We start from the raw sequence: 23,778 nt of genomic DNA on the forward strand, positions 1-23,778 counted from the left end.
GACTCCAGCCATGACCGCCACGCCCGACACAAGTCCGTTCGTCGTCTCCTTCGACTGGCTCCGGAGCAGGCTGGGCACACCCGGCATCAGGATTGTCGATGCCTCCTGGTACCTGCCGACGCAGAACCGCGATGCCGAGGCCGAGTATCGTGCGGCGCGGATTCCGGGCGCCGTGTTCTTCGATCACGACAAGATCGTGGCCCCGGATTCCAGCCTGCCGCACACGCTGCCCGATGCGGCGACCTTTGCCCTGGCCGCAAGCCGGCTCGGCCTGTCCGACACCGACACCATCATCGTCTATGACGGTCCCGGCCTGTTTTCCGCGCCCCGGGTCTGGTGGATGCTGCGTACCTTCGGCGCGGCCAACAGCTTCGTTCTGAACGGCGGCTTCGACGCCTGGAAGCGCGAGGGCCTGCCGGTCGAAACCGGCGCGCCGCAACACCCCGCCCCCGCAACCTTCACGCCCGATTTCGAGCCCAACGCGGTCACCAGCCTCGAAGAGATGCGCGCGATCGTCGAAAGCCAAGGCGCCCAGATTGCCGATGCCCGCGGCGCAGGCCGCTTCACCGGCGCCGAGGCCGAGCCGCGTGCCGGCATGCGCTCGGGTCATATGCCGGGTGCCCGCAATGTCCCGTTCACCACCCTCCTCGACGGAGGAAAGCTCAAGCCTGTCAACGAATTGCGCCAAGTTCTTGAAGGCGCCGGCCTCGATCTCGACAAGCCTATCGTCACCAGTTGCGGCTCAGGCGTGACCGCGGCCGTCATCACGCTGGCGCTGCAGTCGGTCGGCCACCGCGACAACGCGCTCTATGACGGCTCCTGGTCCGAATGGGGCGGTCGCGACGATACCCCGGTCGTGACCGGGGAGGCTTGAAATGGGCAAGTCCGGATCGCTCAAGGCCACGGAAACCCGTCTCGAAATGACGCGCTATCCGCGCGCGCTCAAGCCGCTGCCGGTCAATCTGCATGCAAGCCTGATCCGTGCCACCGACATTCCGCTGCATTTCTATCGCTACCTGCAATGGCGCGTCGGCCGGAAGTACAATTGGGTCACGCGCCTGCGCATGAAGGACGAGGACCTGGCCAAGATCGTCCATGCCAAAACCACCCGGATCTATGTGCTGAGCCTCGACGGCGCGCCGGCGGGGTTCTTCGAACTCGCCGAACTCGAGGATGCGACCGTCTATTTCGGTCTGATGGCCCACGCCCGTGGCCGCGGACTCGGGGAATGGATGCTCGGCCAGGCGCTGGCGGCGGCATGGTCGCCCACCACCACGCGGGTGATCGTGTCGACCAATACGCTCGACCATCCCGCCGCACTGCCGCTCTACCAGCGCGTCGGCTTCAATCCGGTGAGCCAGCACCAGGCGATCATCCGGCCGCTGACCGATGCGGAAATCCTCGCCGTCATGAAGGGCACGGACTGACGCCACCCGCGCGGCCGGGCGACGCAATTCGGGTGGCGCCGCGGCAAGCCGTCCTTTAGCTCCGGGGCTTCCCACGAACGGCCCCCGCGAGGACATCATGACAATCAGGTTCATCCCCATGGACGAGGCGACCGCCGCCCATCTGCGCAACGGCGGACCGGACGCCTATGGGAACGCGCCCGAAAAGCGGATTTCCGACGGGGCCGGAGTTCGCTGCCGACGCTGCATGGATTTCGTCGCCCGCGGCGAGCCCTATCTGGTTGCCGCCTGGCGGCCTTTCACCGCGCTCCATGCCTATGCCGAGACCGGCCCGGTGTTCCTGCATGCCGACCCCTGCAGCCCCGCGCCGCTCTCTGGCGCCCTGCCCGCCTTTCTCGAAAGCCCTGCCTATGTCCTGCGCGGCTACGATGCCGGCGAGCGCATCGTCTACGGCACCGGCGACGTGGTCGAACGGGGATCCATTCTCGCGCGTGCCGAAGAACTGCTGGCAATGCCTGAGATCGAGGCGGTGCATGTCCGCTCGGCACGCAACACCTGTTACCACTGCAAGGCCGTGCGCGAGGCGTGAGTGCCGTCCTGAGCGTCGGCCCGTCGCAAAAACCGCCCGCATCCCCTTGGGGACGCGAGCGGAGCGGGCCTGGGTGAACAGCCCACGGAGCCTTGTCGCGGCCGGCCGCTCAGGCGGCCCGGAGCGCCTGGTCGATATCGGCGTACTCGTAGCCGAGCGCTTCGGCCACCGGGCGATTGGTGATGCGCCCGCGGTGAACATTCAGTCCCGCCCGCAAATGGCGGTCGCCGGCAATGGCGTTGAGCCCGCCATCGGCCAGCATCAGCCCGTATTGGAGGGTGGCGTTGTTGAGCGCATGGGTCGAGGTGATCGGCACGGCGCCGGGCATGTTGGCCACGCAGTAGTGGATCACGCCGTCGACCTCGTAGGTCGGTTCGGCATGGGTGGTGGCATGCGAGGTCTCGAAGCAGCCGCCCTGGTCGATCGCCACATCGACAATGACCGAGCCCTTCTTCATCCCCGACAACATGTCCCGGGTCACGATCTTGGGCGCCGCCGCGCCCGGAATCAGAACGGCGCCGATCACCAGATCCGCGCCGAACACTTCCTCTTCCAGGGCTTCGAGGGTCGAATAGCGCGTATTGACCCGGCCATTGAAGATGTCATCGAGCTGGCGCAGCCGCGGCAGCGAGCGGTCGAGAATGGTGACATCCGCGCCGACTCCGGCAGCGATCTTGGCCGCGTTCAGGCCGACGACGCCGCCGCCGATCACCGCGACCTTGGCCGGCAGCACGCCGGGCACGCCGCCGAGCAGAATGCCGCGCCCGCCATTTGCCGTCTGCAGAGAGGTCGCGCCGGCCTGGATCGCCAGACGTCCGGCAACCTCAGACATCGGCGCGAGCAGCGGCAGGCCACCACGGTCGTCGGTCACGGTTTCATAGGCCACGGCGGTGCAGCCCGACGCGAGAAGACCCTTGGTCTGCTCCGGATCCGGCGCCAGGTGGAGATAGGTGTAGAGCAGCTGGCCTTCGCGCAACTGCGCCCATTCATCGGGCTGCGGCTCCTTGACCTTGACGACCATGTCGGCCCGTTCGAACACATCCGCGGCGGTCGCGGCAATCGTCGCGCCGGCAGCCTGATAGGCCGCGTCGTCGGCGCCGATCCCCATGCCGGCACCGGTTTCGACGAGGACCTGATGGCCATGCGCCACATATTCGCGCACCGCGCCGGGGGTCAGCCCGACACGATACTCATGATTCTTGATTTCCTTGGGGCATCCTACAAGCATTCTCTATTCCTCTGGAGGGTGGTGACCGGTATCTTGCGCACCGTATCGGGGGTTTCAATGCCGTCCAACCTACAAACCGGAAAATGAAAGGTCCTTGCAATGTCAGCTTGCGCATTCACGCCATTCGAATATTATTGTGTGAATGGCACCATTTTCAGGACATTCTTCGAATGCATGATGTCGATACGATCGATATCGCCATTCTGAAGACACTTCAGCGCGAGGGCCGGATTTCCAACGCCGCCCTTGCCGAACGGGTCGGGCTGTCCGCCTCGGCCTGTTCCCGGCGCCTCGACCACCTGGAAAAGTCCGGCGTCATCAAGGGTTATCACGCCCGTCTGGCGCACAAGGCGCTCGACTACCGGATGATCGCCATCGTCAACATTTCGTTGTCGGGGCAGTTCGCCAAGACGCTCGCGGAGTTCGAGGCGGCGGTCAAGCTCTGCCCCAATGTGCTGGTCTGCTACCTGATGAGCGGCGAGTACGACTACACGCTGCGCATCGCCGCCCGCGATCTCGAGGATTACGAACGCATTCACCGCGACTGGCTGTCCGCCTTGCCGCATGTGGTCAAGATCAATTCGAGCTTCGCGCTGCGCGAAGTCATCGACCGCCCGAATGTCGGGCTCGGCTGACGCCGGAACGCCCGGTGGCACGGGCGATCGGGCCTGAAAATAATCCGGTCGACACCGGCAGACGACGCCGCGGACGTGGTGTAATCTGGATCGCCGGTCCGCTCTGGTCGGCACTTCCTGACAACCACACTCCTTCGGGGCATTTCATGCACGCAAAAGCACTGGCCAGCCTGGCCGTCACACTGGCATTTGCCGCCTTCCTCCCACTGCCCGCCGCCAACGCACAATCCGGAGCGGAATGCGTTTTCACCATCCACAACGACACCGACCGCAACACCCTGACCGGCTTCTACACGAGCGAGGATGACGGCGACAGCTGGAGCGACAACTGGCTCGACGACCGCCTCGAGCCGGGTCAGTCCGCGCGCGCCGAATTCAGCGCCGACACCTGCGCCTGCGACCAGGTGTTCCAGGCCGGCTGGCTGAGCGCGGACAAGCGATCGGAAATTCTCGACGATCCGCACACGATCGACATCTGCACCGCCAGCAACGTCTATCTCGGCGACGACGAAATCACCTTCGACTGAGATCCTGCCAGCTGATCGGGCCAGCTGATCGAACCTGGGAGCGATTCCAAAACCCGAACCGCCACCGGAGCCGGCGCAGACGCCGGCTCCCCCCGACACCGCGTCAGCGGAACAATTCGGCCCCCTGCTCGTCGATCAGCTGTCGCCCCTTGCGCAGCGTCGCCGCCTCCGCCTCGTCGCGGTTCGAGAAGATGTCGGCACGGATGAAGGTCTGCTCGCGCTTGGCTTCGCCTTCGCCCTTGACGATGCGTCCGGCCAGCCGCCACTGCCCGCCCTCGGGCATCGGCTCGGCGAAGATCAGGCAATCCTTGTAGGAATCCGGCTCGTTGGCCGCCTGCGGCGGGGTGGACCCGCCACCGCCAAACAGGTTGCGGATGCTGTCGAGAATGCCTGCCATGGTCTGCTCCTTGCTGTCGCTGCCGTCCGCGCTCCGGACTTGCTCCGCAGCCTGCGTCAAAACCTGCACGCGAAACCGGTTGCGTCCGCGTCATGTCAGGATCACACTCGGCCTGTATGGCTGTCCGCCAGGGTCTGGCCGCCACAGGGCTGCGCGGATCCGACTGCCGCTGCACGCAACCGCGAAGGCGGAAACGGGAAATTCCTTTTAGGTCATTGCCGGGGAGAAAGTCCATGAAAGACCATCAGAGTGCCGGAATGCTGCACCCGATTTCGCGCCGCTCGCTGCTGGGCGGGATCGCCGCCACCGGCGCGCTGGCGATGGTGCATCCCTTCAGCGCCCGTGCCGCCGCCGGCCAGGCGCATCTGCGCATCATGGAAACCACCGACCTGCATGTGCACGTCTTTCCCTATGACTATTACGGCGACAAACCGAACGACACGATGGGCCTTGCCCGCACCGCCTCGCTGATCGGCCAGATCCGCGCCGAGGCACAGAACTCGATCCTGATCGACAATGGCGACTTCCTGCAGGGCAACCCGATGGGCGACTACATCGCCTATCAGCGCGGCATGAAGGACGGCGACATGCACCCGATCATCGCCGCCATGAACGTGCTCGGCTATGACGGCGGCACGCTCGGCAACCACGAATTCAACTACGGCCTCGACTTCCTGTTCAAGGTGATCGCCGGCGCCAATTTTCCGCTCGTCTGCGCCAATCTCGCGCGTGGCACGCTTGCCGCCAACCCGCGCGACGACGATCTGTTCCTCAAGCCCTACACCATTCTCGAGCGCACCATCACCGACGGCGCGGGCGCGACGCATCCGATCAAAATCGGCCTGATCGGCTTCGTGCCGCCGCAGATCATGACCTGGGACGCGCGTCACCTGACCGGCAATGCGGCGACGCGCGACATCGTCCGGACGGCCGAGGCCTGGGTGCCGGAAATGCGCGAGAAGGGCTGCGATCTCGTGATTGCGCTGTCGCATTCGGGCATCGGCCAACAGGAATGGGCCGAAAATCTCGAAAACGCCTCGGTGCCGCTCGCCGCCGTCCCCGGCATCGACGCGATCGTCACCGGCCACAGCCATCTCGATTTCCCCGGTCCGAAATTCGATGGCCTCGCCGGGGTCGACAACGCCGCGGGCACGATCTCAGGCAAGCCGGGCGTGATGGGCGGCTTCTGGGGCTCGCATCTCGGCCTGATCGACCTGTTGCTCGAACGCGACGGCTCCTCCTGGAAGATCGCGAGCCACACGTGCGAAGCGCGGCCGATCTACGAGCGCGTTGACCGCAAGGTGGTGGCGCTGGTGCCCGACACGCCCGCCGTGCTTGCCGCAGCAAAGGCCGAGCACGAGGCCACGCTCGCCTATGTGCGCACCGCCGTGGGCAAGACATCCGCACCGCTGCAGTCCTATTTCGCGCTCGTCGCCGACGACCCATCGGTGCAGATCGTGAGCCAGGCCCAGACCTGGTACGTGACCGACATGCTGAAGCACACCGAGTGGAACGACCTGCCGGTGCTGTCGGCTGCCGCCCCCTTCAAGGCCGGCGGCCGCGGCGGCGCCGACTACTACACGGAGGTGCCCGCCGGCGACATCGCCATCAAGAACGTGGCCGATCTCTATCTCTACCCCAACACCGTGCAGGCCGTCGTCGTCACCGGCGCCGACGTGAAGGACTGGCTGGAAATGTCGGCGGGCATCTTCAACCAGATCGCACCCGGCGCGGTGGACGCTGATCTGATCAATGGCGATTTCCCCTCCTACAATTTCGACGTGATCGATGGCGTGAGCTACCGCATCGACTTGACCCAGCCCGCGAAATACAGCTCCAAGGGCGAGTTGCTCGACGCCGAAGCCAACCGGATTCAGGATCTGAAGTTCAACGGACAGCCGATTGATCCGGAACAGAAATTCATTGTCGCCACCAACAATTATCGCGCCGGGGGCGGCGGCAATTTCCCGGGCATCGCACCCGAGAAGGTGATCTTCCAGGCGCCCGACACCAACCGCGACGTGATCGTCCGCTACATCATCGAGCAGGGTACCATCAACCCGTCCGCCGACGACAACTGGAGCTTCGCGCCCGCGGGCGGCGCCACGGTGCTGTTTGCCAGCAGCCCGCGCGCCGGCGCGTTCGTCGAAGCGGTCAAGACCATGAAGATCGAACCGGCCGGCGATGGCGCCGACGGCTTCGCATTGTTCCGGATCACGCTTTAACACGGGGGTCTGGCCCACACATTTGCCGGCCCGCACCATGACAGCGCCGCGCATCCGTTCGGATGCGCAAAGGACGCTGTAAAATCTTGAATGAATGCATGTCGTTGGCGTTCAAATGAATCCGTTTGAACGCGACAGGCATTCGCTTGCGTCACCGCCGACTTACCGAAGCCAGGCGCGTTGCCCGGCGTGCCCACCGCATTGCGCCGGCAGGCCCGAAGCCAGCCAAAAGGGCGCGCCGGGCCGCCTGTCGCGGGCCTTTTCCGGCTCGCGATGCCGCCCGGCACATTAGCGTTTTTGTTACCTCCTTTTGCCAGAGTGGCGCGTGCATCGCTGCCAGAGGAGGCGAACGGACATGAAGGGACATATCGGCCGCGCGCTCAAGCGCGACAGGACGCGCCTCCGCGCCAAGATCGACTGCATGGGCCAGAAGACCCATGGCGCGGTTCTCGATCTCTCCGCGCACGGCATCTGCATGCAGCTCGCGATCGACATTCCCGTGGGCCGCGGCGACAAGATCACGGTCGAGACCGAAGAGATGGGACTGCTAGTCGGCACCGTGCGCTGGATTCGTCGCCCGCGGGTCGGCGCGGAACTGGTGCTGACCTCCAACAATCGGGCCAAGGTGGAAAGCTACTACCGGTTTTTCCACGAGCCCCGCTCTCCCACCTGACGCAAGCACCGTCGCACGTTTGCCTCCTCCCGTTGACCGGCCATTGCCTGCCGCCCGTCCCTGACCTAAGTTCGCCTTACGCCCCCGCAGGCCAGGGCGGAGCGACGGGGAGATGATTGGCTTCATGGCCAGGCGCAGGCCCAGGACACGCACAGTGCTCAGCATCATCGGGTTCGTGATCGTCGCCGCAGTCGTGGCCTTCGCGCTCGGGCCGCGCCCGCCGGCCGACACCACCATCACCTTCACCGAGGCCGACCTGCCTGACGACCTCGAAGCCTATATCGCGGCCTCCGAATCCCGTTTCGACGACATCCGGCCCGGCAACCAGCGCCAGATCGTCTGGGCCTATCCGGCCTCGCGCGCCCGCACGCCGCTCGCGATCGTCTATATCCACGGCTTCTCCGCCAGCCCCGCCGAAATCCGCCCCCTGCCCGATCTGGTCGCACGCGAACTCGGCGCCAATCTCTATTTCGCTCGGCTCGCGGGCCATGGCCGCGGTGGCGACGCCATGCTCGAGGGATCGGTCGGAGCCTGGGTCAACGACCTGGCCGAAGCGCTGGCGATCGGCCGGCGGCTCGGCGAACGCGTGGTGGTGATGGCCACCTCCACCGGCGCCTCGCTCGCCACCTGGGCCGCGGCGCACCCCGCGCTGATGCGCGATGTCGCCGGGCTCGTGCAGATCTCGCCCAATTACGGCGTCCAGGCCGCGGGCTCGGGACTTCTCACCATGCCCTGGGCAGAGACGCTCGTGCCGCTGATTGCCGGCGAGCGCCATTCGTTCGAACCGTATACGGAGCTTCAGGCACAAAACTGGACCCACGACTATCCGAGCCTCGCGCTCCTGCCGATGGCGGCGCTGGTCAAGCTCGCCAACGGCGTCGATGCCGCGGCAATCACCGTTCCGTCGCTGTTCATCGTCTCCCCCGAGGACCAGGTCATCGTCCCGGAACGGGTTACCGCCATGGCCGGGCGCTGGGGGGCGAAGGCCGAGGTGATCGAGGTCGGGGACAGCGCGGACCCGAGCCATCACGTGATCGCCGGCGACGCGCTCTCTCCGGAAAACACCGAACGGCTCGCCAGGCTCGCAGCCGACTGGATCGCGAAACTCTAGCGCCGGATCCGGCCGGCAGCCGGGTCAGATGATCAGGTTCGACAGGATCTCGTTTTCGGTGATGTCCTGGTAGCTCAGCCCCGCCGCATCGAAGGCAGCGAGCAAGCGGACGAAATTCTCGGGCGCCTTGGTTTCGATGCCGATCAGGATCGAGCCGAAATTGCGCGCCGATTTCTTGAGATATTCGAACCGGGCGATGTCGTCGTCGGGGCCGAGCAGCGACAGGAAGTCCTTGAGCGCGCCGGGCCGCTGCGCAAGCCGCAGCACGAAGTATTTCTTCATGCCCGCATGACGCATCGCCCGTTCCTTGACGTCCGGCAGCCGCTCGAAATCGAAATTGCCGCCCGACACCACCGCAACGACGCTTTTCCCCGCGAGCTTTTCAGGCCCCAGCGCCTCGAGCACCGACAAGGACAGCGCACCGGCGGGCTCGAGCACGATCCCTTCGGTGTTGAGCATCGACGTCATGGTCAGGCAGATCGCGTTTTCCGGCACGGTCATCACCTGCTCGGGGCGAAACCGCTTCAGGATCTCGAAGGGAAGCGCGCCGATCTCGGCCACGGCCGCGCCATCGACGAAATTGTCGATCTTGCCGAGCTTCACGCGCTGGCCCGCCTCGAGGCTCTGCCGGAGGCTCGGCGCGCCCGAGGGTTCGCACAGCAGGAACCGGTCGCTCTCCACCAGGCCCTCGAGATAGCGCGCCGCCCCGGCCGACAGCCCGCCGCCGCCGACCGGCAGCACGATCAGGTCCGGCATCTCGCCGTCGGGCATCTGCTCGACCATTTCCGCCATCACCGACGCCTGTCCCTCGATGATGTCCTCGTGGTCGAAGGGGGGCGCCATCAGCGCCCCTGCCTCCGCCGCGAAGGCCTGCGCCGCGGCATAGCAGATGTCGAAGAAGTCGCCCGTCAGGCGGATCTCGATGAACTCGCCACCGAACATGCGGGTCTTGTCGATCTTCTGCTGCGGCGTGGTCACGGGCATGAACACCACGCCGCGGCGCCCGAAATGCCGGCAGGCATAGGCAAAGCCCTGGGCGTGGTTTCCAGCCGAAGCGCACACGAACAGCGGCAGCTCCGGGTTGCGATCGAGCGCCTTGCGAATGAAGTTGAAGGCACCGCGGATCTTGTAGGACCGCACCGGCGTGAGGTCTTCGCGCTTGAGCCGGATCTGCGCGCCGAAGCGGGCCGACAGGTGGTCGTTGAGTTGCAACGGGGTGGGTTCGAACAGCGCCCGCATCTCTGCCAAGGCAAGATCTGCGCCGGCGCGGAACGCGACAGGTGATTGTTTTTCGCTCATAGCCGGTCTATGCCACGTCTGGCAGCCGGTTGCCAACAAGATCCGGCGCCACTGTCTCGAGGGGGACGAGGCTTGCCGAGCCAGACCATCCGTTATGCTGTCTTCATCGCATCCATGGCGGGGCTTTATCTTTCCGCCGCCATGCTGGTGCCTGCCGCGATGGATTTTTATTTCGGCAATCCCGACTGGCAGGTCTTCACCGTCTCGGCCTTCACGGTCGGCGCGATCTGCCTGGCATCGGCCACGGCCAATCGCGGCGTGCCGGCGCCGTTTTCGCGGCGGCTCGGCTTTCTTGTCGTCAACTTCCTGTGGATCACGCTGTCGGTCACCGGCGCGATTCCGCTCTATCTGTCGACGCTCGGCCTCGATCCCGCCGACGCCCTGTTCGAATCGGTCTCGGCCGTCACCACCACCGGCGCGACCGTGATTTCCGGTCTCGACAGCGTGCCGCCCGGCCTGCTGTTGTGGCGTTCGATGCTACAATGGTTCGGCGGCATCGGCATCGTCGCCATGGGGCTCCTGGTGCTGCCGTTCCTGAAGGTGGGCGGCTTCACCGTCTTCAAGATGGAATCCTCGGACACCTCGGAAAAGCCGTTCGCCCGCTTTGCCGTGTTCGTGCGTGCCTTCTTTGCCATCTATATCGGGCTCACGGTGGTCTGCACCATCCTCTACGCCGTCCTGGGCATGAGCGAGTTCGACGCCGTCAACCACGCCATGACCACCATGGCGACCGGCGGCTTTTCCACCCATGACGCCTCGTTCGGCGCCTTCCAGTCGCCGGCGCTGATCTGGACCGGAACGATCTTCATGGCGATCGCCGGCCTCCCGTTTTCGGTGCTGATCCTGTTTGCCGTGCGCGGCCGGCTCGATGCGCTGCGCGATCCGCAGATCCTGGCCTATGGCTGCATCCTCGCCCTCATGACGCTGATCCTGGCCCTGAGCCTGAGGCTGAGCGAGGGCGAAAGCTTCGGCATGGCGCTGACCCACTCCGCCTTCAACATCGTCTCGGTGGTCACCACCACCGGCTATGCGAGCCTCGACTACACGCTGTGGGGACCGTTTGCCGTGGCGCTGTTCTTCCTCGCCACCTTCCTGGGCGGCTGCTCCGGCTCCACCGCCGGCGGCATCAAGGCCTACCGCATCGTGATCATCTTCAGTTCGATCCGTTCGGGCCTGATGCGGCTGATCTACCCCAACAGCGTGCGTCCGGTGCGCTATGGCTCGGTGGTGGTGGAACCCGAAATGCAGCGCTCGGTGTTTCTCTTCGTCTGCGCCTATTTCGGCATCTGGGCGTTTGGCGCGATCGCGCTCGCAGCCACCGGCCTCGACATCGAGACCGCCCTGTCCGGCTCGATCACCGCGCTCGCCAATGTCGGCCCCGGCGTCGGCCCGGTGATCGGTCCGGCCGGCAATTTCAGCTCGCTCACCGATACCGCCAAGTTGATCCTGGTCTTCCTGATGTTGTTGGGAAGACTGGAAATTCTCGCCGTCCTGGTCTTGCTTATTCCGGCATTCTGGCGCGAGTAGAACGGACAAACTTCCCGTTTCCGTTGCCGTATTATGCATCGTTTAACGTTCTTCTGCTTTCCTCCCGGGATACGGAGGACAGTTCGATGCAGGCATTGCAGGTTTCCTATTCCGCTCCAGAGGCCACTCTGCCGGATGACGACATCGCGCACCGGCACCAGGTCCCCCTGCCCGATCCGGACCAGGCGCGGCTCGCGCGGGCCATGAACGTGATCGGCTCCCAGATCGGCGAACTGTCGGTCAACATCGCCGACGCCAACGGCATGATCGGCGATGTGTCGTCATCGATGTCGCGTCAGGCCGACGAATTCCACGCACTTACTCGGGATATTTCCGCGATCGCGCAATCGAACAGGACCGTGGCCGAAGCCTCGCAGGGCGCGGTGGCGGCAGCCCGCGAGACCCAGTCGGGCCTCGACACCACCACCCGCAGCGTCAACGGCATTCTGGTCAACGCAGTCTCCGACATCAAGTCGATGGCTTCCAGCGCCACCGAAATCACCGCCGTGCTCGACACCGTGGCGGTTCAGATCAAGGAAATCCATTCCTTCCTGGAAGCCATCCAGGGGATCGCCACCCAGACCCAGCTGCTTGCGGTCAATGCCGGCATCATGGCGGCCCATGCGGGCGAGGCCGGTCGCGGCTTTGCGGTGGTCGCCGATGCGGTCAAGCAGCTCGCCGACAAGACCGGCACGGTTTCCCGTGACATGGTCGCAAGGCTGCAGACCCTGCGCGGCACGGTCGACCGGCTGCAGAAGCAGAATGCCGACAACGAGGCCGTGGCCACCCTCGCCTTCCGGCGCTCGACCGAGATCGAGGAGGAACTGCGCAAATTCGCGGGCTTCAGCGACAGCGTCGCCGGCATGATCAGCGAGATCGAGCGCATCGGCACCCCGGTGCAGGAAACCAGCCGCGCCTGCGCCACGGTGCTCGCCAAGGTCTCCGACCTCGACACCCAGGTGCATGACAGCGCGCACATGCTGACGACGGCGAGCGAGAAGATCGGCCGGCTGGTGTCCTTCTCCGAAAACGTGATCGGCGAGGTCGCCGAGAGCGGCGTCGAGACCGAGGACACGCCGCTGATCCGGGAGTGCATCGCCAGGGCCGGCGAGATCGGCAGCCTGTTCGAAGAGGCGGTGCGCGCCGGCGCGCTGACCATGAACGACCTTTTCGACGAGAGCTACCAGCCGCTCCCGGGCACCGATCCGGTCCAGCACATGACACGCTTCACGCTGCATACCGACCGGCTGCTGCCGCCGATCCAGGAGGCGATGCTCGGTTTCGATCCGCGCGTCACCTTCTGCGCCGCCGTTGACCGCAACGGTTATCTGCCGACGCACAACCGCATCTTCTCGAAGCCGCAGAGCGCCGACCCGGTCTGGAATGCCGGCAATTGCCGCAACCGGCGCATCTTCAACGACCGCACCGGCCTTGCCGCCGGCCGCAACACCAAGCCGTTCCTGCTGCAGACCTACCGCCGCGACATGGGCGGCGGCAATTATGTGCTGATGAAGGACCTGTCCGCCCCCATCCTCGTCGCCGGCCGCCACTGGGGCGGGCTGAGGATCGGCTTCAAGATCAGCGTCTGAGAGAAAAGCCCTGGTGCGGGCGGCGGGACTCGAACCCGCACAGCGCAAGGCTTCCGGATTTTAAGTCCGGTATGTCTACCATTCCATCACGCCCGCACACCTTCTGTCGGTAACCGACCCGGAAGCGGCAGGCAAGGCCCCGTTGTCGTGGAGCGCAAAAACAGAAAGGCCCCGCAGCCAGTGTCTGCGGGGCCTGGAACCATGATGAGGTCAAGGCGATCCGTCGGCCGCGATCAGGCGACCAGCTTGGCGGCGATTTCGGCGACGCGCTTGCCCTGGAATTCGGCGGCCTCGAGTTCGGTTGCGGACGGCTGGCGCGAGCCGTCGCCATCGGCGATGGTGGTGGCGCCATAGGGCGAACCGCCCTTCACTTCGTCCACGCCCATCTGCTTCTGGAAGCTGTAGGGCAGACCGGCAATCAGCATGCCGTGGTGCAGCAGTACCGTGTGGAAGTTGAGGATGGTCGATTCCTGGCCGCCGTGCTGCGTCGCCGACGAGGCCATCACCGAGCCGACCTTGCCCACCAGCGCACCCGAAGCCCACAGCCCACCGGTCTGGTCGAGGAAGTTCTTCATCTGCGCGGCCATCATGCCGAACCGCGTCGGCACGGCAAAGATGATGCCGTCATAGTCGGCGAGCTCGGACGGATCGGCCACCGGCGCATCCTGGTCGAGCTTGTAGTGGAACTGTTGGGCCACCGCGTCCGGAACCAGTTCCGGAACGCGCTTGAGCGTAACCTGCGCTCCGGCGGATTCTGCACCCTTGACGGCGGCCTTCGCCATCGCTTCCATGTGTCCCCAGCTCGAATAGTACAGCACCAAAATCTTGGCCATCGTGGTCTCCATGTTTCAGATTGTCCGCCTTCCGGCAGCTGCCCGCATTTTTAAGGTCTCTTTTGTTCATTGATAGTGAGTGGATGGAGCACGGTTTGTTCACAAATACGGAAAGATTTTAGCCGCCGCGCCGCTCTTGCGCAGCGCCGCGAAAGCCGATTATCCAGTTTACCCCGGAGAATGCCCATGCGCGATGTCCGGGTCAGCCCCGAAAAGGAAGGAAGCATGAGCGACACCGATGCCCCGACCGTGACCGCAGCCGCCCTGGCGATCGGAGACGAACTGCTCTCGGGCCGCACCAAGGACAAGAACATCGGCCATCTTGCGGAAATGCTGACCGCCGCCGGAATCACGCTCGAAGAGGTGCGCATCGTCCCCGACGAGCAGCAGCGGATCGTGGAAGCGCTCAACGCGCTCCGGCGCCGCTACGATTACGTCTTCACCTCGGGCGGCATCGGCCCCACCCATGACGACATCACCGCCGACGCGGTGGCTGCCGCGTTCGGCGTTCCCTGCGATTATGATTCCGAAGCGCTGACCCTGCTCGCCAGGCATTACGCCGAGCGCAATCTCGAGTTCACTCCGGCGCGCCGCCGCATGGCACGGATGCCGGTCGGCAGCCGCCACATCGACAATCCGGTCAGCCGCGCCCCCGGCTTCATCATCGGCAATGTCCATGTCATGGCCGGCGTGCCCTCGGTTTTCCAGGCCATGCTCGACAATGTGCTGCCGACGCTCCGCACCGGGGCCCGGCTTCTCTCCGACAAGGTGCCCTGCCCCTTCGGCGAAGGCGACATCGGCGATCCGCTGACCGTGATCGCCAAGGCCAATCCCGACGTCAATATCGGCTCCTATCCGCGTTTTTCGGGCGAGGGCTTTTCTACCGAGATCGTCATTCGCGGGCGCGACGGCGATGCGGTTGCCGCCGCCAAGCAGGAGATCGAGGCCATGCTGGCCGATATCGAATACAGCCTCGGCGCGGCCGCGGACTGACGCTCTGCACCGCTGCCCGGCAGCCGAACGCCGGTGCCGGCAATCGCTTTGACAAGGATCAATGCACCCCGCCTGCAGCCGCCGCATGTTCTGTGTCCGGGCCTTGTGTCCCGGGGCATCCAAAGGAGATCCCACATGGCCTATCACACGATCCTCGCTGTTCTCGCAACCGAAGCCGACGTCGCCCCCGTGACCCGCGCCATCGCCGATTTCGCTGCCGGCAGCAGCGTCCACCTGATCGGCTGCCACGGCGAGCCATCGCAATTCGTCGTCCTGTCCGCACCGATCGATGTGCCCGACGCGACCACCATCGCAGCCCTCTACGAACAGGCCGATGCGCGCATGCGCGAGGTCGGCGACGCCTTTTCCAAGGCCTGCGACACCGCCGGCCTCTCCCATGAATGGCGCCCGGTGCGCTCGCCTGCCGGAGACAGCGCGCTTTCCGCGCTCGTCAGCGCCCGCTCGGCAGATCTGGTCGTCGTCCGCCAGCCGGACCGCTCGGCCAACGAGGACATGGCCAGCAATATCGAGGCACTGCTGTTCGAAGGCGGTCGGCCGGTGCTGTTCCTGCCGCCGAGCGGCAAGCTCGCCGCACCGATCCGCCGGATCGTGATCGCCTGGGACGGCTCGCGCGAGGCCGCCCGCGCGGCGCATGACGCGCTGCCGCTGCTCAAGGCCGCCGAGGCCGTGGACATCGTGATCGTCGATCCCGACAAGCTGCCCGACATCGATGCGCCGCTGGCCGGCACCGATCTCGCCGCATGCCTGTCGCGCCACGGCATCCACGCCAATGTCACCACCACCTCGCGCGGCGGCGGCTCGACCGCAAAGGCGATCATGGCGCAGGCCACCGCCAGCAATGCGGACCTGGTGGTGATGGGCGCCTATACCCACCAGCGGCTGCGTGAATGGCTGTTCGGCGGCGTCACCCGCGCCTTCCTTGAAAATGCGCCGGTCGCGGTGCTGATGTCGCGCTGAATGCGGGCAGCGCGCGGTCCCCGGGGCCGCGCGGTCCCCGCAGGTTTGCTTGAATCCCGTTGAAAGACGGGCGGTCCGCGCCCGCCTCACAGGCTCTGCGCTTGCTTTTGGCACCGGTCTTCGGCTAATTGCGGCATTCAATTTCTCAAACCCGAGCCACCGCGCCGCCATCCAAGGACATCCCATGTCGCTTCCGGACAAAGCCTTTCCCGTCTCCTGGGACCAGTTCCACCGCGACGCCCGGGCGCTTGCCTGGCGGCTGAGCGGCACCGGGCAGGCCTGGGCGGCGATCGTCTGCATCACCCGCGGCGGCCTGGTGCCCGCCGCCATCATCTCGCGCGAGCTCGACATTCGCCGCATCGACACGGTTTCGGTCGCCTCCTACCACGACTACGTGACCCAGGGCGACATGAAGGTGCTCAAGGAGATCAACGCCGACATCCTCGAAACCGAGGGCGAAGGCGTGTTGATCGTCGACGACCTGACCGACACCGGCAAGACCGCGGCGATCGTCCGCGCCATGCTGCCGAAAGCCCATTTCGCCACCGTCTATGCCAAGCCCAAGGGCCGACCGCTGGTCGACACCTTCGTCACCGAAGTCAGCCAGGACACCTGGATCTATTTCCCCTGGGACATGGGCTTTGCCTATGTCGAGCCGATCGCCAAGGACACCCGCGGCTGAGCCGGCGCCGGCCGGTGACGTCCCCGGACCGGAGCACCGGGCCCGACGGCACGGCCGAGCGCCCACAGGAGCCTTCACCGCACGCGCTTGCGTTCATCTTCCTGGTGGTCACCATCGACATGATGGGCGTGGGGCTGGCCTTTCCGCTTTTGCCCAAGCTGATCCAGGGCGTCGGCGACTTCACCATTTCAGAGGCCGCCTTCTTCAATGGCGCCATCGCCGTGCTCTATGCGCTCGCGCAGTTCGCGTTCTCGCCGCTTGTGGGCAACCTGTCCGATGCCTATGGCCGGCGGCCGGTGCTGCTGATCGCGCAGACGGGACTGGCGCTCGACTACCTGCTGATGGCGCTGGCGCCGAACCTGTGGTGGATCGCCGCTGCGCGCCTCGTGTCCGGCATGTTCGGCGCCACCGTCTCGACCGCCAGCGCCTATGTCACCGATGTCTCGACGCCGGAAAACCGGGCGCGCAATTTCGGCTTCATCGGCATGGCCTTCGGGCTGGGCTTCGTGATCGGTCCGTTCGCGGGCGGCCTGCTGGGTGCGATCGACATCCATTTGCCGTTCTTCGTCTCCGCCGGCCTGGTGGCGCTGAACGTGGCGTTCGGCTGCGTGGTGCTGCCCGAATCGCTTGCCCCGCGCGACCGCAGGCCGCTCGCCGGATGGCGGCAGAGCAATCCCCTCGCGGCGCTGCGGCTGCTCACCCGCCTGCCCCGGCTCACGCCCTACCTGACCTGCTTCTTCCTCGTCTTCATGGCGCAGCGCGGGCTTGAAAGCATCTGGGTGCTCTATGCCGATTTCCGCTTCGGCTGGGGCATTCGCGAGGCAGCCTTCTCGCTCGCCTTCGTCGGGCTGATGTACATTATCGTCCAAGGCTTCCTGGTGGGCCATGCGGTGCGCCGCTTCGGCGAGCCGCGGGTGATCGGGGCGGGCTATCTGCTCGCCGCGGTGAGCCTGATCGCCTTTGCCTTCGTCGATAGCGGGGGTCCGGCCATCGTGCTGGTGGGAAGCTTCATCCTCGGGGCCGCCATCGCCGAGCCCGCGCTCAAGTCGCTCGCCACCCAGCTTATCGCGGCCAACCAGCAGGGCCTGCTGCAAGGCGCGATCGCCTCCGTCAACAGTCTCGTCATCATCCTGGCGCCGGCGCTTGCCAATCTGGTGCTCGCCAATGTCTCCGGCCCCACACCGCTGGCGCCGCTTCCGGGCGCCTGGTTCCTGTTCGGCGGCGGGCTGTTCCTGCTCGCCTTCGTTGTGTTCCGCCGCGCCCGCGCCGCGACATAGCCATGGCCCGAGGCCGGGGCGAGCAGGCAGCAGCACACGGGCCGATTGAATCTTTGCAAGGCCGGGCTATATCTTGCCCTTGCACCCGCTCATGGCAGCATGCGCCGGCGGCCCGGGCCGACGGGCTTTTCCGTTGCATGCATGTCATATTGGCGTGGGAGACTTTTTCGAGGAGGCGATTCGCTGACCATCACCGCTTTCGACAGGATCAGGAGCTTGCTGGATCTATTCAGGCATCCGGACGACGCCGATGCGCGCCTCGATGGCAAGCGCAAGCGTCAGGCCGCGGCCGCGGTGTTCCGCGGCTCGGGCGATTCGCGCGAGCTGATGCTGATCACCAGCCGCGACACCGGGCGCTGGATCGTCCCCAAGGGATGGATCGAGCGCGGTGAGGACGGCGCCGCCGCGGCGCTGCGCGAAGCCTGGGAAGAGGCCGGCGTGACCGGCCGGATCATGACCGGCGGGCCGGTCGGGCACTACCGCTACGTCAAGCAACGGCCCCGCCGCGGCGACGCGGTCTGCGACGTCGATGTCTATCTGGTGCTGCTCGGAGAGCAGAGCGGCCACTGGCCGGAAAAGGGCGAGCGCCGCCGCAAGTGGTTCCCCGTGGCAAGCGCGATCGGCCTGATCGGCGAAGAAGGCCTGAAGGACGTGATTCGCGACGCCTTCCACGCGATGAAGGCCGCCTGATCCTTCCCGTCCGCCAGGATTTGACAAGCCGCGCGACGACCCGCCAGCGGCTTTTGTGAGAGCCAATTCCGGGCCATTTTCATCCCCTTGGCGGCGCCGGTTGAGGCGGCCTGACGCTCGCCGGCGCCGATGCTCTCAGTTCTCACAGGTGAGAATTTCAATCCCGTTTCGGAACACCGCCGCGATGGCTTTCGGTCGCGCCGCTTGCGATAGCACAAGGCCTTGCAATTCAGGCACTTATTGCCCGGCAATGGCGGATCGGATCAAAAGCCGGTTTGTCCTCGTTTTCCACAATCGCCGGGCACTAGATGTGGTGTACATGAATCCGTCACAATCAACCTCTTGACGCACCCGGACGAGTCGATGCTTATAGGACCCACGTTGCGGCGGCGGCGCGACTGGAGTGTTTCGAGGCCAGTCAAATCCTGAAAATTGCGTTCAATTCGACTGACTTCCGGGCAGTTTTGCGCGGTCGTCTGTGGGGTGTGTTCTGCCGTCCAGAGACGTCGGACAGAGTGAAAAAATGGCTGGCGGCAATAATCTGTTAATACTATATTTAGTGTTTGCAGCCACGCTAACCACAAGATACAGGATTTCCCAACCACGGGAATCATACCGAGTGAGCGAGTAGCGAGCTGGCTGCGCAATGACTGCGCCGCCTTGGGGACAAGTTATTGCCGTCACGCGAGAAACGCGTTCGGCCGCGAATTTTAAAGAGGATGACAATGCACATTGAACGTCGGTTCACCAAGGAAGGGCAGTCAGCCTATGCGGACATCGCGTTTCGCAAGGCCACGAGCGAGATCCGCAATCCGGATGGTTCGATCGTCTTCCGGCTTGAAGGCATTGATGTCCCGGTCCAGTTCAGCCAGGTCGCTGCCGACATCCTCGCGCAGAAATATTTCCGCAAGGCTGGCGTGCCTGCACGGCTGAAGAAGGTCGAGGAAAACTCGGTCCCGTCCTGGCTGTGGCGCTCGGTCGCCGACGAGGCGGCGCTGGCAGAGCTTCCGGAAGACGAACGCTACGGCTCCGAAACCGACGCGCGCCAGGTGTTCGACAGGCTCGCCGGCACCTGGACCTACTGGGGCTGGAAGGGCGGCTATTTCTCCTCCGAGGCCGATGCCCGCGCCTTCATGGACGAACTCGCCTATATGCTCGCCACCCAGCGCGTCGCCCCCAACTCGCCGCAGTGGTTCAACACCGGCCTGCACTGGGCCTATGGCATCGATGGCCCCGGCCAGGGCCATTTCTATGTCGACCCCTTCACCGGCAAGCTGGTCAAGTCGAAATCCGCCTACGAGCATCCCCAGCCGCATGCCTGCTTCATCCAGTCGGTCGAGGACGACCTCGTCAACGAAAACGGCATCATGGACCTGTGGGTGCGTGAGGCGCGCCTGTTCAAATACGGCTCCGGCACCGGCTCCAACTTCTCCTATCTCAGGGGCGAAGGCGAAAAGCTGTCGGGCGGAGGCAAGTCCTCGGGCCTGATGAGCTTCCTCAAGATCGGCGACCGCGCGGCCGGCGCCATCAAGTCGGGCGGCACCACCCGCCGCGCGGCCAAGATGGTGGTGGTCGACATCGACCACCCCGACATCGAGGCCTATATCAACTGGAAGGTGAAGGAAGAGCAGAAGGTCGCAGCGCTGGTGACCGGCTCGAAGATCGTCTCCCAGCATTTGAAGGCGATCATGAAGGCCTGCGTCAACTGCGAGGCCGACAACGACGCCTGCTTCGACCCCAAGCAGAACCCCGCGCTCAAGCGCGAGATCAAGGCCGCCAAGAAGAGCCAGGTTCCGGAAAACTACGTCAAGCGCGTCATCCAGTTCGCGCGCCAGGGCTATTCCGACATCGAATTCGCGACCTATGACACCGACTGGGATTCGGAAGCCTATCTCACCGTGTCGGGCCAGAACTCCAACAATTCGGTCTCGATCAAGGACGACTTCCTGCGCGCCGTCGAGGCCGATGGCGAGTGGCAGCTGACCGCCCGCAAGGACGGCCGGGTGATGAAGACGCTGAAAGCCCGCGACCTGTGGGAACAGATCGGCCATGCCGCCTGGGCGTCTGCCGATCCGGGCCTGCATTTCAACACCACCATGAACGACTGGCACACCTGCCCGGCCGAAGGCCCGATCCGCGCCTCCAACCCGTGCTCGGAATACATGTTCCTGGACGACACGGCCTGCAATCTGGCCTCGCTCAACCTCTTGCAGTTCAAGGATGCGAACACCAAGCGCATCGACATCGCCGATTATGAGCATGCCGTCCGCCTCTGGACCGTGGTGCTCGAAATCTCGGTGATGATGGCGCAGTTCCCCTCCCACCAGATTGCCGAGCGGTCCTACAAGTACCGCACGCTGGGTCTCGGCTACGCCAATATCGGCGGGTTGCTGATGTCCTCGGGCATTCCCTACGATTCGGCCGAAGGCCGCGCCATCTGCGGCGCGCTGACCGCGATCATGACCGGCGTCTCCTATGCGACGTCGGCGGAAATGGCAGCCGAGATCGGCCCCTTCCCGGGCTACAAGGAAAACAAGAAGAACATGCTGCGGGTGATCCGCAATCACCGCCGCGCCGCCCATGGCGAGAGCACGGGCTATGAGGGCCTGTCGGTCAACCCGGTGGCGCTGGTCGCCGGCGACTGCCCGGATCCGGATCTGATCACCCACGCCACCGCCGCCTGGGACAAGGCGCTGGAACTCGGCGAAAAGCACGGCTACCGCAACGCGCAGGCCACCGTGATCGCGCCCACCGGCACCATCGGCCTGGTGATGGACTGCGACACCACCGGCATCGAGCCCGATTTCGCGCTGGTCAAGTTCAAGAAGCTCGCCGGCGGCGGCTACTTCAAGATCATCAACAACGCGGTGCCCGAGGCGCTGCGCACGCTCGGCTACGCGGAAAACCAGATCGCCGAGATCGAGGCCTATGCCGTCGGCCATGGCAACATCAACCAGGCACCCGGCATCAACCCGGGCTCGCTCAAGGCCAAGGGCTTCACCGATGCCCAGATCGAGGCCATCAACGGCGCCACCAAGGCCGCCTTCGACATCAAGTTCGTCTTCAACAAGTGGACGCTGGGCGAGGAATTCTGCAAGTCGGTGCTCGGCTTCACGGACGAGCAGATGAACGATTTCTCCTTCGACATGCTCTCGGCCATGGGCTTTTCGAAGAAGGACATCGAGGCCGCCAACATCCATGTCTGCGGCGCGATGACGCTCGAGGGCGCCCCGCACCTGAAGACCGAGCACTATCCGGTGTTCGACTGCGCCAATCCCTGCGGCAAGATCGGCAAGCGCTACCTGTCGGTCGACAGCCACATCCGCATGATGGCAGCCGCCCAGCCGTTCATCTCCGGCGCGATCTCGAAGACCATCAACATGGCCAACGATGCCACCGTCGATGACTGCAAGAACGCCTACATGCTGTCCTGGAAGCTCGCGCTCAAGGCCAATGCGCTCTACCGCGACGGCTCCAAGCTCTCCCAGCCGCTCAATGCCTCGCTGATCGAGGACGACGAGGACGAGGACGAGGCCATCGAGGCGCTGGTGGCCCAGCCCGCCGCCGCCCAGGCCGTGCAGGTCACCGAAAAGATTGTCGAGCGCGTGATCGAGCGGCTCTACCGCGACCGCGAGAAGCTGCCGAACCGCCGCAAGGGCTACACGCAGAAGGCCGTGATCGGTGGCCACAAGGTCTACCTGCGCACCGGCGAGTTCGATGACGGGCGTCTGGGCGAGATCTTCATCGACATGCACAAGGAAGGTGCCGCCTTCCGCGCGATGATGAACAATTTCGCCATCGCCATCTCGCTCGGCCTGCAATATGGCGTGCCGCTCGAGGAATATGTGGAGGCCTTCACCTTCACCAAGTTCGAGCCCGCCGGCATGGTCCAGGGCAATGACGCGATCAAGAACGCCACCTCGATCCTGGACTACATCTTCCGGGAACTGGCGGTCTCCTACCTGGCGCGCCACGACCTCGCCCATGTCGACACCTCCGACTTCACCAACACCGCGCTCGGCAAGGGGATTTCGGAAGGCAAGGCACAGCCCTTCTCCAAGGGCCTGACCCGCGGCGCCTCGCTCAAGGTCGTCACCGGCGCGAGCCTCGGCGCGGGCGAGCCCAAGGGCCAGGCGGCAGCACCCGCCAAGGCGCCCTCCTCCGGCGCCTCGGTGATCACCGCCTCGTTCTCCGGCAAGGGAGCCGGCGCGAGCCTGGCGGTCAAGGCGCAGCCCGAAACGCTCGCCTCGGACGGAGCCACCGCCTTCAAGCGCGACTACGAGGAACGCGCCGAGGAACTCGCCATCGAGATCGAGATGGACGAGGCCCAGGCGGACGACCTGTTCTCCGACGCCGCCGAAACCGAGGCCCGGGAAGCCAAGGCCAAGGCCGCCGACCGCCGCGCCCGCTCGATCATGCAGGGCTACACCGGCAACATGTGCTCCGAGTGCCAGAACTTCACCATGGTCCGGAACGGCACCTGCGAAAAGTGCGACACCTGCGGGGCGACGAGCGGGTGTTCTTGAACGGCTGCGAAGCTGGTCACGAATGACTGAAAGAGGCGGGCCGGACACGGCCCGCCTCTTTCGATTCCGTGTGGGCTCCACGCCGCTTTGATCCGCACCGGTTCCCGGGCATCAGGATCACGGAATGGATCCTCGGCTCGGGGGCCGAGGATCCATTCCGTGACGCCACCGCAACCGGCGCACCACCGCGAGGCAACACCCTCGCCCGACAGGTCAGGCAATGCGACCATCGCGGCTCGTGCACCGATGATCCATAAGCCGGGACAAGCACGGCGGAGAACGACTCTCGATCTTCGTCATCCTCGGCCCCCGAGCCGAGGATCCATTCCGTGATGCCACCGCAACCGGCGCACCACCGCGAAGCAACACCCTCGCCCGACAGGTCAGGCAATGCGACCATCGCGGCTCGTGCACCGATGATCCATAGGCCGGGACAAGCACGGCAGAGAACGGCTCTCGATCTTCGTCATCCTCGGCCCCCGAGCCGAGGATGACGACGGAGAGGGCCGCCCTTTGCCTCCCGCTTGAGGGAGCCACAGGTAGTGTGCGGAGAGTTCTGCAAAATGGCTGAGATTGGGCGGTCATGGCAGGCT

General features: G+C 65.2%; 20 protein-coding genes and 1 tRNA gene. 16 read left to right on the plus strand and 5 right to left on the minus strand.

Annotated elements, in window-relative coordinates; genetic code table 11:
* Window positions 1–10 precede the first annotated feature (10 nt).
* The 3 genes from sseA to AWJ14_RS04600 all read left to right on the plus strand — a co-directional run bounded on the left by sseA (window position 11) and on the right by AWJ14_RS04600 (window position 1,995).
* Window positions 11–874, plus strand: coding sequence for a 3-mercaptopyruvate sulfurtransferase (gene sseA / locus AWJ14_RS04590; RefSeq protein WP_066175475.1), 864 nt, complete (start codon window positions 11–13; stop codon window positions 872–874).
* Between the two features lies 1 nt (window position 875).
* Window positions 876–1,427, plus strand: a complete 552-nt coding sequence (locus tag AWJ14_RS04595; RefSeq protein WP_066175477.1) for a GNAT family N-acetyltransferase — start codon at window positions 876–878, stop codon at window positions 1,425–1,427.
* A gap of 97 nt (window positions 1,428–1,524) precedes the next feature.
* Window positions 1,525–1,995 carry a DUF1203 domain-containing protein gene (locus AWJ14_RS04600; RefSeq protein ID WP_066175480.1) on the plus strand — a complete coding sequence of 157 codons (471 nt, stop codon included), beginning with the start codon at window positions 1,525–1,527 and terminating at the stop codon, window positions 1,993–1,995.
* 109 nt (window positions 1,996–2,104) lie between these two features.
* On the opposite strand, the gene ald is transcribed toward AWJ14_RS04600, so the two are convergent.
* Entirely contained in the window at window positions 2,105–3,223 is a 1,119-nt protein-coding gene (gene ald, locus AWJ14_RS04605; protein ID WP_066175482.1) for an alanine dehydrogenase, read from the minus strand.
* 170 nt (window positions 3,224–3,393) lie between these two features.
* On the opposite strand from ald, the gene AWJ14_RS04610 reads away from it, so the two are divergent.
* Window positions 3,394–3,858 carry an Lrp/AsnC family transcriptional regulator gene (locus AWJ14_RS04610; RefSeq protein WP_066175487.1) on the plus strand — a complete coding sequence of 155 codons (465 nt, stop codon included), beginning with the start codon at window positions 3,394–3,396 and terminating at the stop codon, window positions 3,856–3,858.
* Window positions 3,859–3,872: 14 nt separating this feature from the next.
* Window positions 3,873–4,385, plus strand: coding sequence for a hypothetical protein (locus AWJ14_RS04615; protein WP_245304128.1), 513 nt, complete (start codon window positions 3,873–3,875; stop codon window positions 4,383–4,385).
* Window positions 4,386–4,488: 103 nt separating this feature from the next.
* On the opposite strand, the gene AWJ14_RS04620 is transcribed toward AWJ14_RS04615, so the two are convergent.
* Window positions 4,489–4,782, minus strand: coding sequence for an HlyU family transcriptional regulator (locus tag AWJ14_RS04620; RefSeq protein WP_066175493.1), 294 nt, complete (start codon window positions 4,780–4,782; stop codon window positions 4,489–4,491).
* Between the two features lie 233 nt (window positions 4,783–5,015).
* On the opposite strand from AWJ14_RS04620, the gene AWJ14_RS04625 reads away from it, so the two are divergent.
* From AWJ14_RS04625 to AWJ14_RS04635, 3 genes are all read left to right on the plus strand, one after another.
* Complete coding sequence (locus AWJ14_RS04625) at window positions 5,016–7,007, plus strand: bifunctional 2',3'-cyclic-nucleotide 2'-phosphodiesterase/3'-nucleotidase (protein ID WP_083220011.1); 1,992 nt, start codon at window positions 5,016–5,018, stop codon at window positions 7,005–7,007.
* Window positions 7,008–7,362: 355 nt separating this feature from the next.
* Complete coding sequence (locus AWJ14_RS04630; RefSeq protein WP_066175500.1) at window positions 7,363–7,680, plus strand: PilZ domain-containing protein; 318 nt, start codon at window positions 7,363–7,365, stop codon at window positions 7,678–7,680.
* Between the two features lie 154 nt (window positions 7,681–7,834).
* Window positions 7,835–8,791 carry an alpha/beta hydrolase gene (locus tag AWJ14_RS04635; protein ID WP_342587241.1) on the plus strand — a complete coding sequence of 319 codons (957 nt, stop codon included), beginning with the start codon at window positions 7,835–7,837 and terminating at the stop codon, window positions 8,789–8,791.
* Window positions 8,792–8,815: 24 nt separating this feature from the next.
* On the opposite strand, the gene ilvA is transcribed toward AWJ14_RS04635, so the two are convergent.
* Window positions 8,816–10,090, minus strand: a complete 1,275-nt coding sequence (ilvA, locus tag AWJ14_RS04640; protein ID WP_066175502.1) for a threonine ammonia-lyase — start codon at window positions 10,088–10,090, stop codon at window positions 8,816–8,818.
* A 72-nt stretch (window positions 10,091–10,162) separates the two neighbouring features.
* On the opposite strand from ilvA, the gene AWJ14_RS04645 reads away from it, so the two are divergent.
* Window positions 10,163–11,617 carry a TrkH family potassium uptake protein gene (locus AWJ14_RS04645; RefSeq protein ID WP_066175509.1) on the plus strand — a complete coding sequence of 485 codons (1,455 nt, stop codon included), beginning with the start codon at window positions 10,163–10,165 and terminating at the stop codon, window positions 11,615–11,617.
* Window positions 11,618–11,703: 86 nt separating this feature from the next.
* Complete coding sequence (locus AWJ14_RS04650) at window positions 11,704–13,206, plus strand: methyl-accepting chemotaxis protein (RefSeq protein WP_083220013.1); 1,503 nt, start codon at window positions 11,704–11,706, stop codon at window positions 13,204–13,206.
* Window positions 13,207–13,217: 11 nt separating this feature from the next.
* On the opposite strand, the gene AWJ14_RS04655 is transcribed toward AWJ14_RS04650, so the two are convergent.
* A tRNA-Leu gene (locus AWJ14_RS04655) sits at window positions 13,218–13,302 on the minus strand.
* A gap of 137 nt (window positions 13,303–13,439) precedes the next feature.
* Window positions 13,440–14,039 (minus strand): NAD(P)H:quinone oxidoreductase, encoded by a 600-nt coding sequence (gene wrbA, locus AWJ14_RS04660; protein ID WP_066175590.1) that lies wholly within the window; start codon window positions 14,037–14,039, stop codon window positions 13,440–13,442.
* A gap of 225 nt (window positions 14,040–14,264) precedes the next feature.
* Between wrbA and AWJ14_RS04665 the strand changes: the two genes are divergently transcribed.
* From AWJ14_RS04665 to AWJ14_RS04690, 6 genes are all read left to right on the plus strand, one after another.
* The gene (locus AWJ14_RS04665) at window positions 14,265–15,032 is read left to right on the plus strand and encodes a competence/damage-inducible protein A (protein WP_066175593.1); all 768 of its coding nucleotides are present in this window, start codon (window positions 14,265–14,267) and stop codon (window positions 15,030–15,032) included.
* Window positions 15,033–15,167: 135 nt separating this feature from the next.
* The gene (locus AWJ14_RS04670) at window positions 15,168–16,010 is read left to right on the plus strand and encodes a universal stress protein (RefSeq protein ID WP_066175512.1); all 843 of its coding nucleotides are present in this window, start codon (window positions 15,168–15,170) and stop codon (window positions 16,008–16,010) included.
* Between the two features lie 184 nt (window positions 16,011–16,194).
* Window positions 16,195–16,692 (plus strand): xanthine phosphoribosyltransferase, encoded by a 498-nt coding sequence (gene gpt / locus AWJ14_RS04675; RefSeq protein ID WP_066175514.1) that lies wholly within the window; start codon window positions 16,195–16,197, stop codon window positions 16,690–16,692.
* A gap of 14 nt (window positions 16,693–16,706) precedes the next feature.
* Entirely contained in the window at window positions 16,707–17,969 is a 1,263-nt protein-coding gene (locus AWJ14_RS04680) for an MFS transporter (RefSeq protein WP_066175517.1), read from the plus strand.
* Between the two features lie 216 nt (window positions 17,970–18,185).
* The gene (locus AWJ14_RS04685) at window positions 18,186–18,659 is read left to right on the plus strand and encodes an NUDIX hydrolase (protein ID WP_066175520.1); all 474 of its coding nucleotides are present in this window, start codon (window positions 18,186–18,188) and stop codon (window positions 18,657–18,659) included.
* Between the two features lie 725 nt (window positions 18,660–19,384).
* A complete protein-coding gene (locus AWJ14_RS04690; protein WP_066175523.1) occupies window positions 19,385–23,185 on the plus strand; it encodes a vitamin B12-dependent ribonucleotide reductase in 3,801 nt (1,266 codons plus the stop codon).
* Window positions 23,186–23,778 lie beyond the last annotated feature (593 nt).

This window comes from Parahoeflea olei, from assembly GCF_001703635.1.
Taxonomy (GTDB): Bacteria; Pseudomonadota; Alphaproteobacteria; order Rhizobiales; family Rhizobiaceae; genus Hoeflea; species Hoeflea olei.

Excerpts from the sequence above, each read along its gene's own strand:
- gpt (WP_066175514.1), top strand. The coding sequence starts at position 16,195 with ATGTCGCTTCCGGACAAAGCCTTTCCCGTCTCCTGGGACCAGTTCCAC.
- AWJ14_RS04595 (WP_066175477.1), top strand. The coding sequence starts at position 876 with ATGGGCAAGTCCGGATCGCTCAAGGCCACGGAAACCCGTCTCGAAATG.
- AWJ14_RS04610 (WP_066175487.1), top strand. The coding sequence starts at position 3,394 with ATGCATGATGTCGATACGATCGATATCGCCATTCTGAAGACACTTCAG.
- AWJ14_RS04620 (WP_066175493.1), bottom strand. The coding sequence starts at position 4,782 with ATGGCAGGCATTCTCGACAGCATCCGCAACCTGTTTGGCGGTGGCGGG.
- AWJ14_RS04690 (WP_066175523.1), top strand. The coding sequence starts at position 19,385 with ATGCACATTGAACGTCGGTTCACCAAGGAAGGGCAGTCAGCCTATGCG.
- AWJ14_RS04650 (WP_083220013.1), top strand. The coding sequence starts at position 11,704 with ATGCAGGCATTGCAGGTTTCCTATTCCGCTCCAGAGGCCACTCTGCCG.
- AWJ14_RS04600 (WP_066175480.1), top strand. The coding sequence starts at position 1,525 with ATGACAATCAGGTTCATCCCCATGGACGAGGCGACCGCCGCCCATCTG.
- AWJ14_RS04670 (WP_066175512.1), top strand. The coding sequence starts at position 15,168 with ATGGCCTATCACACGATCCTCGCTGTTCTCGCAACCGAAGCCGACGTC.
- ald (WP_066175482.1), bottom strand. The coding sequence starts at position 3,223 with ATGCTTGTAGGATGCCCCAAGGAAATCAAGAATCATGAGTATCGTGTC.
- AWJ14_RS04630 (WP_066175500.1), top strand. The coding sequence starts at position 7,363 with ATGAAGGGACATATCGGCCGCGCGCTCAAGCGCGACAGGACGCGCCTC.
- AWJ14_RS04665 (WP_066175593.1), top strand. The coding sequence starts at position 14,265 with ATGAGCGACACCGATGCCCCGACCGTGACCGCAGCCGCCCTGGCGATC.
- sseA (WP_066175475.1), top strand. The coding sequence starts at position 11 with ATGACCGCCACGCCCGACACAAGTCCGTTCGTCGTCTCCTTCGACTGG.
- wrbA (WP_066175590.1), bottom strand. The coding sequence starts at position 14,039 with ATGGCCAAGATTTTGGTGCTGTACTATTCGAGCTGGGGACACATGGAA.
- ilvA (WP_066175502.1), bottom strand. The coding sequence starts at position 10,090 with ATGAGCGAAAAACAATCACCTGTCGCGTTCCGCGCCGGCGCAGATCTT.
- AWJ14_RS04625 (WP_083220011.1), top strand. The coding sequence starts at position 5,016 with ATGAAAGACCATCAGAGTGCCGGAATGCTGCACCCGATTTCGCGCCGC.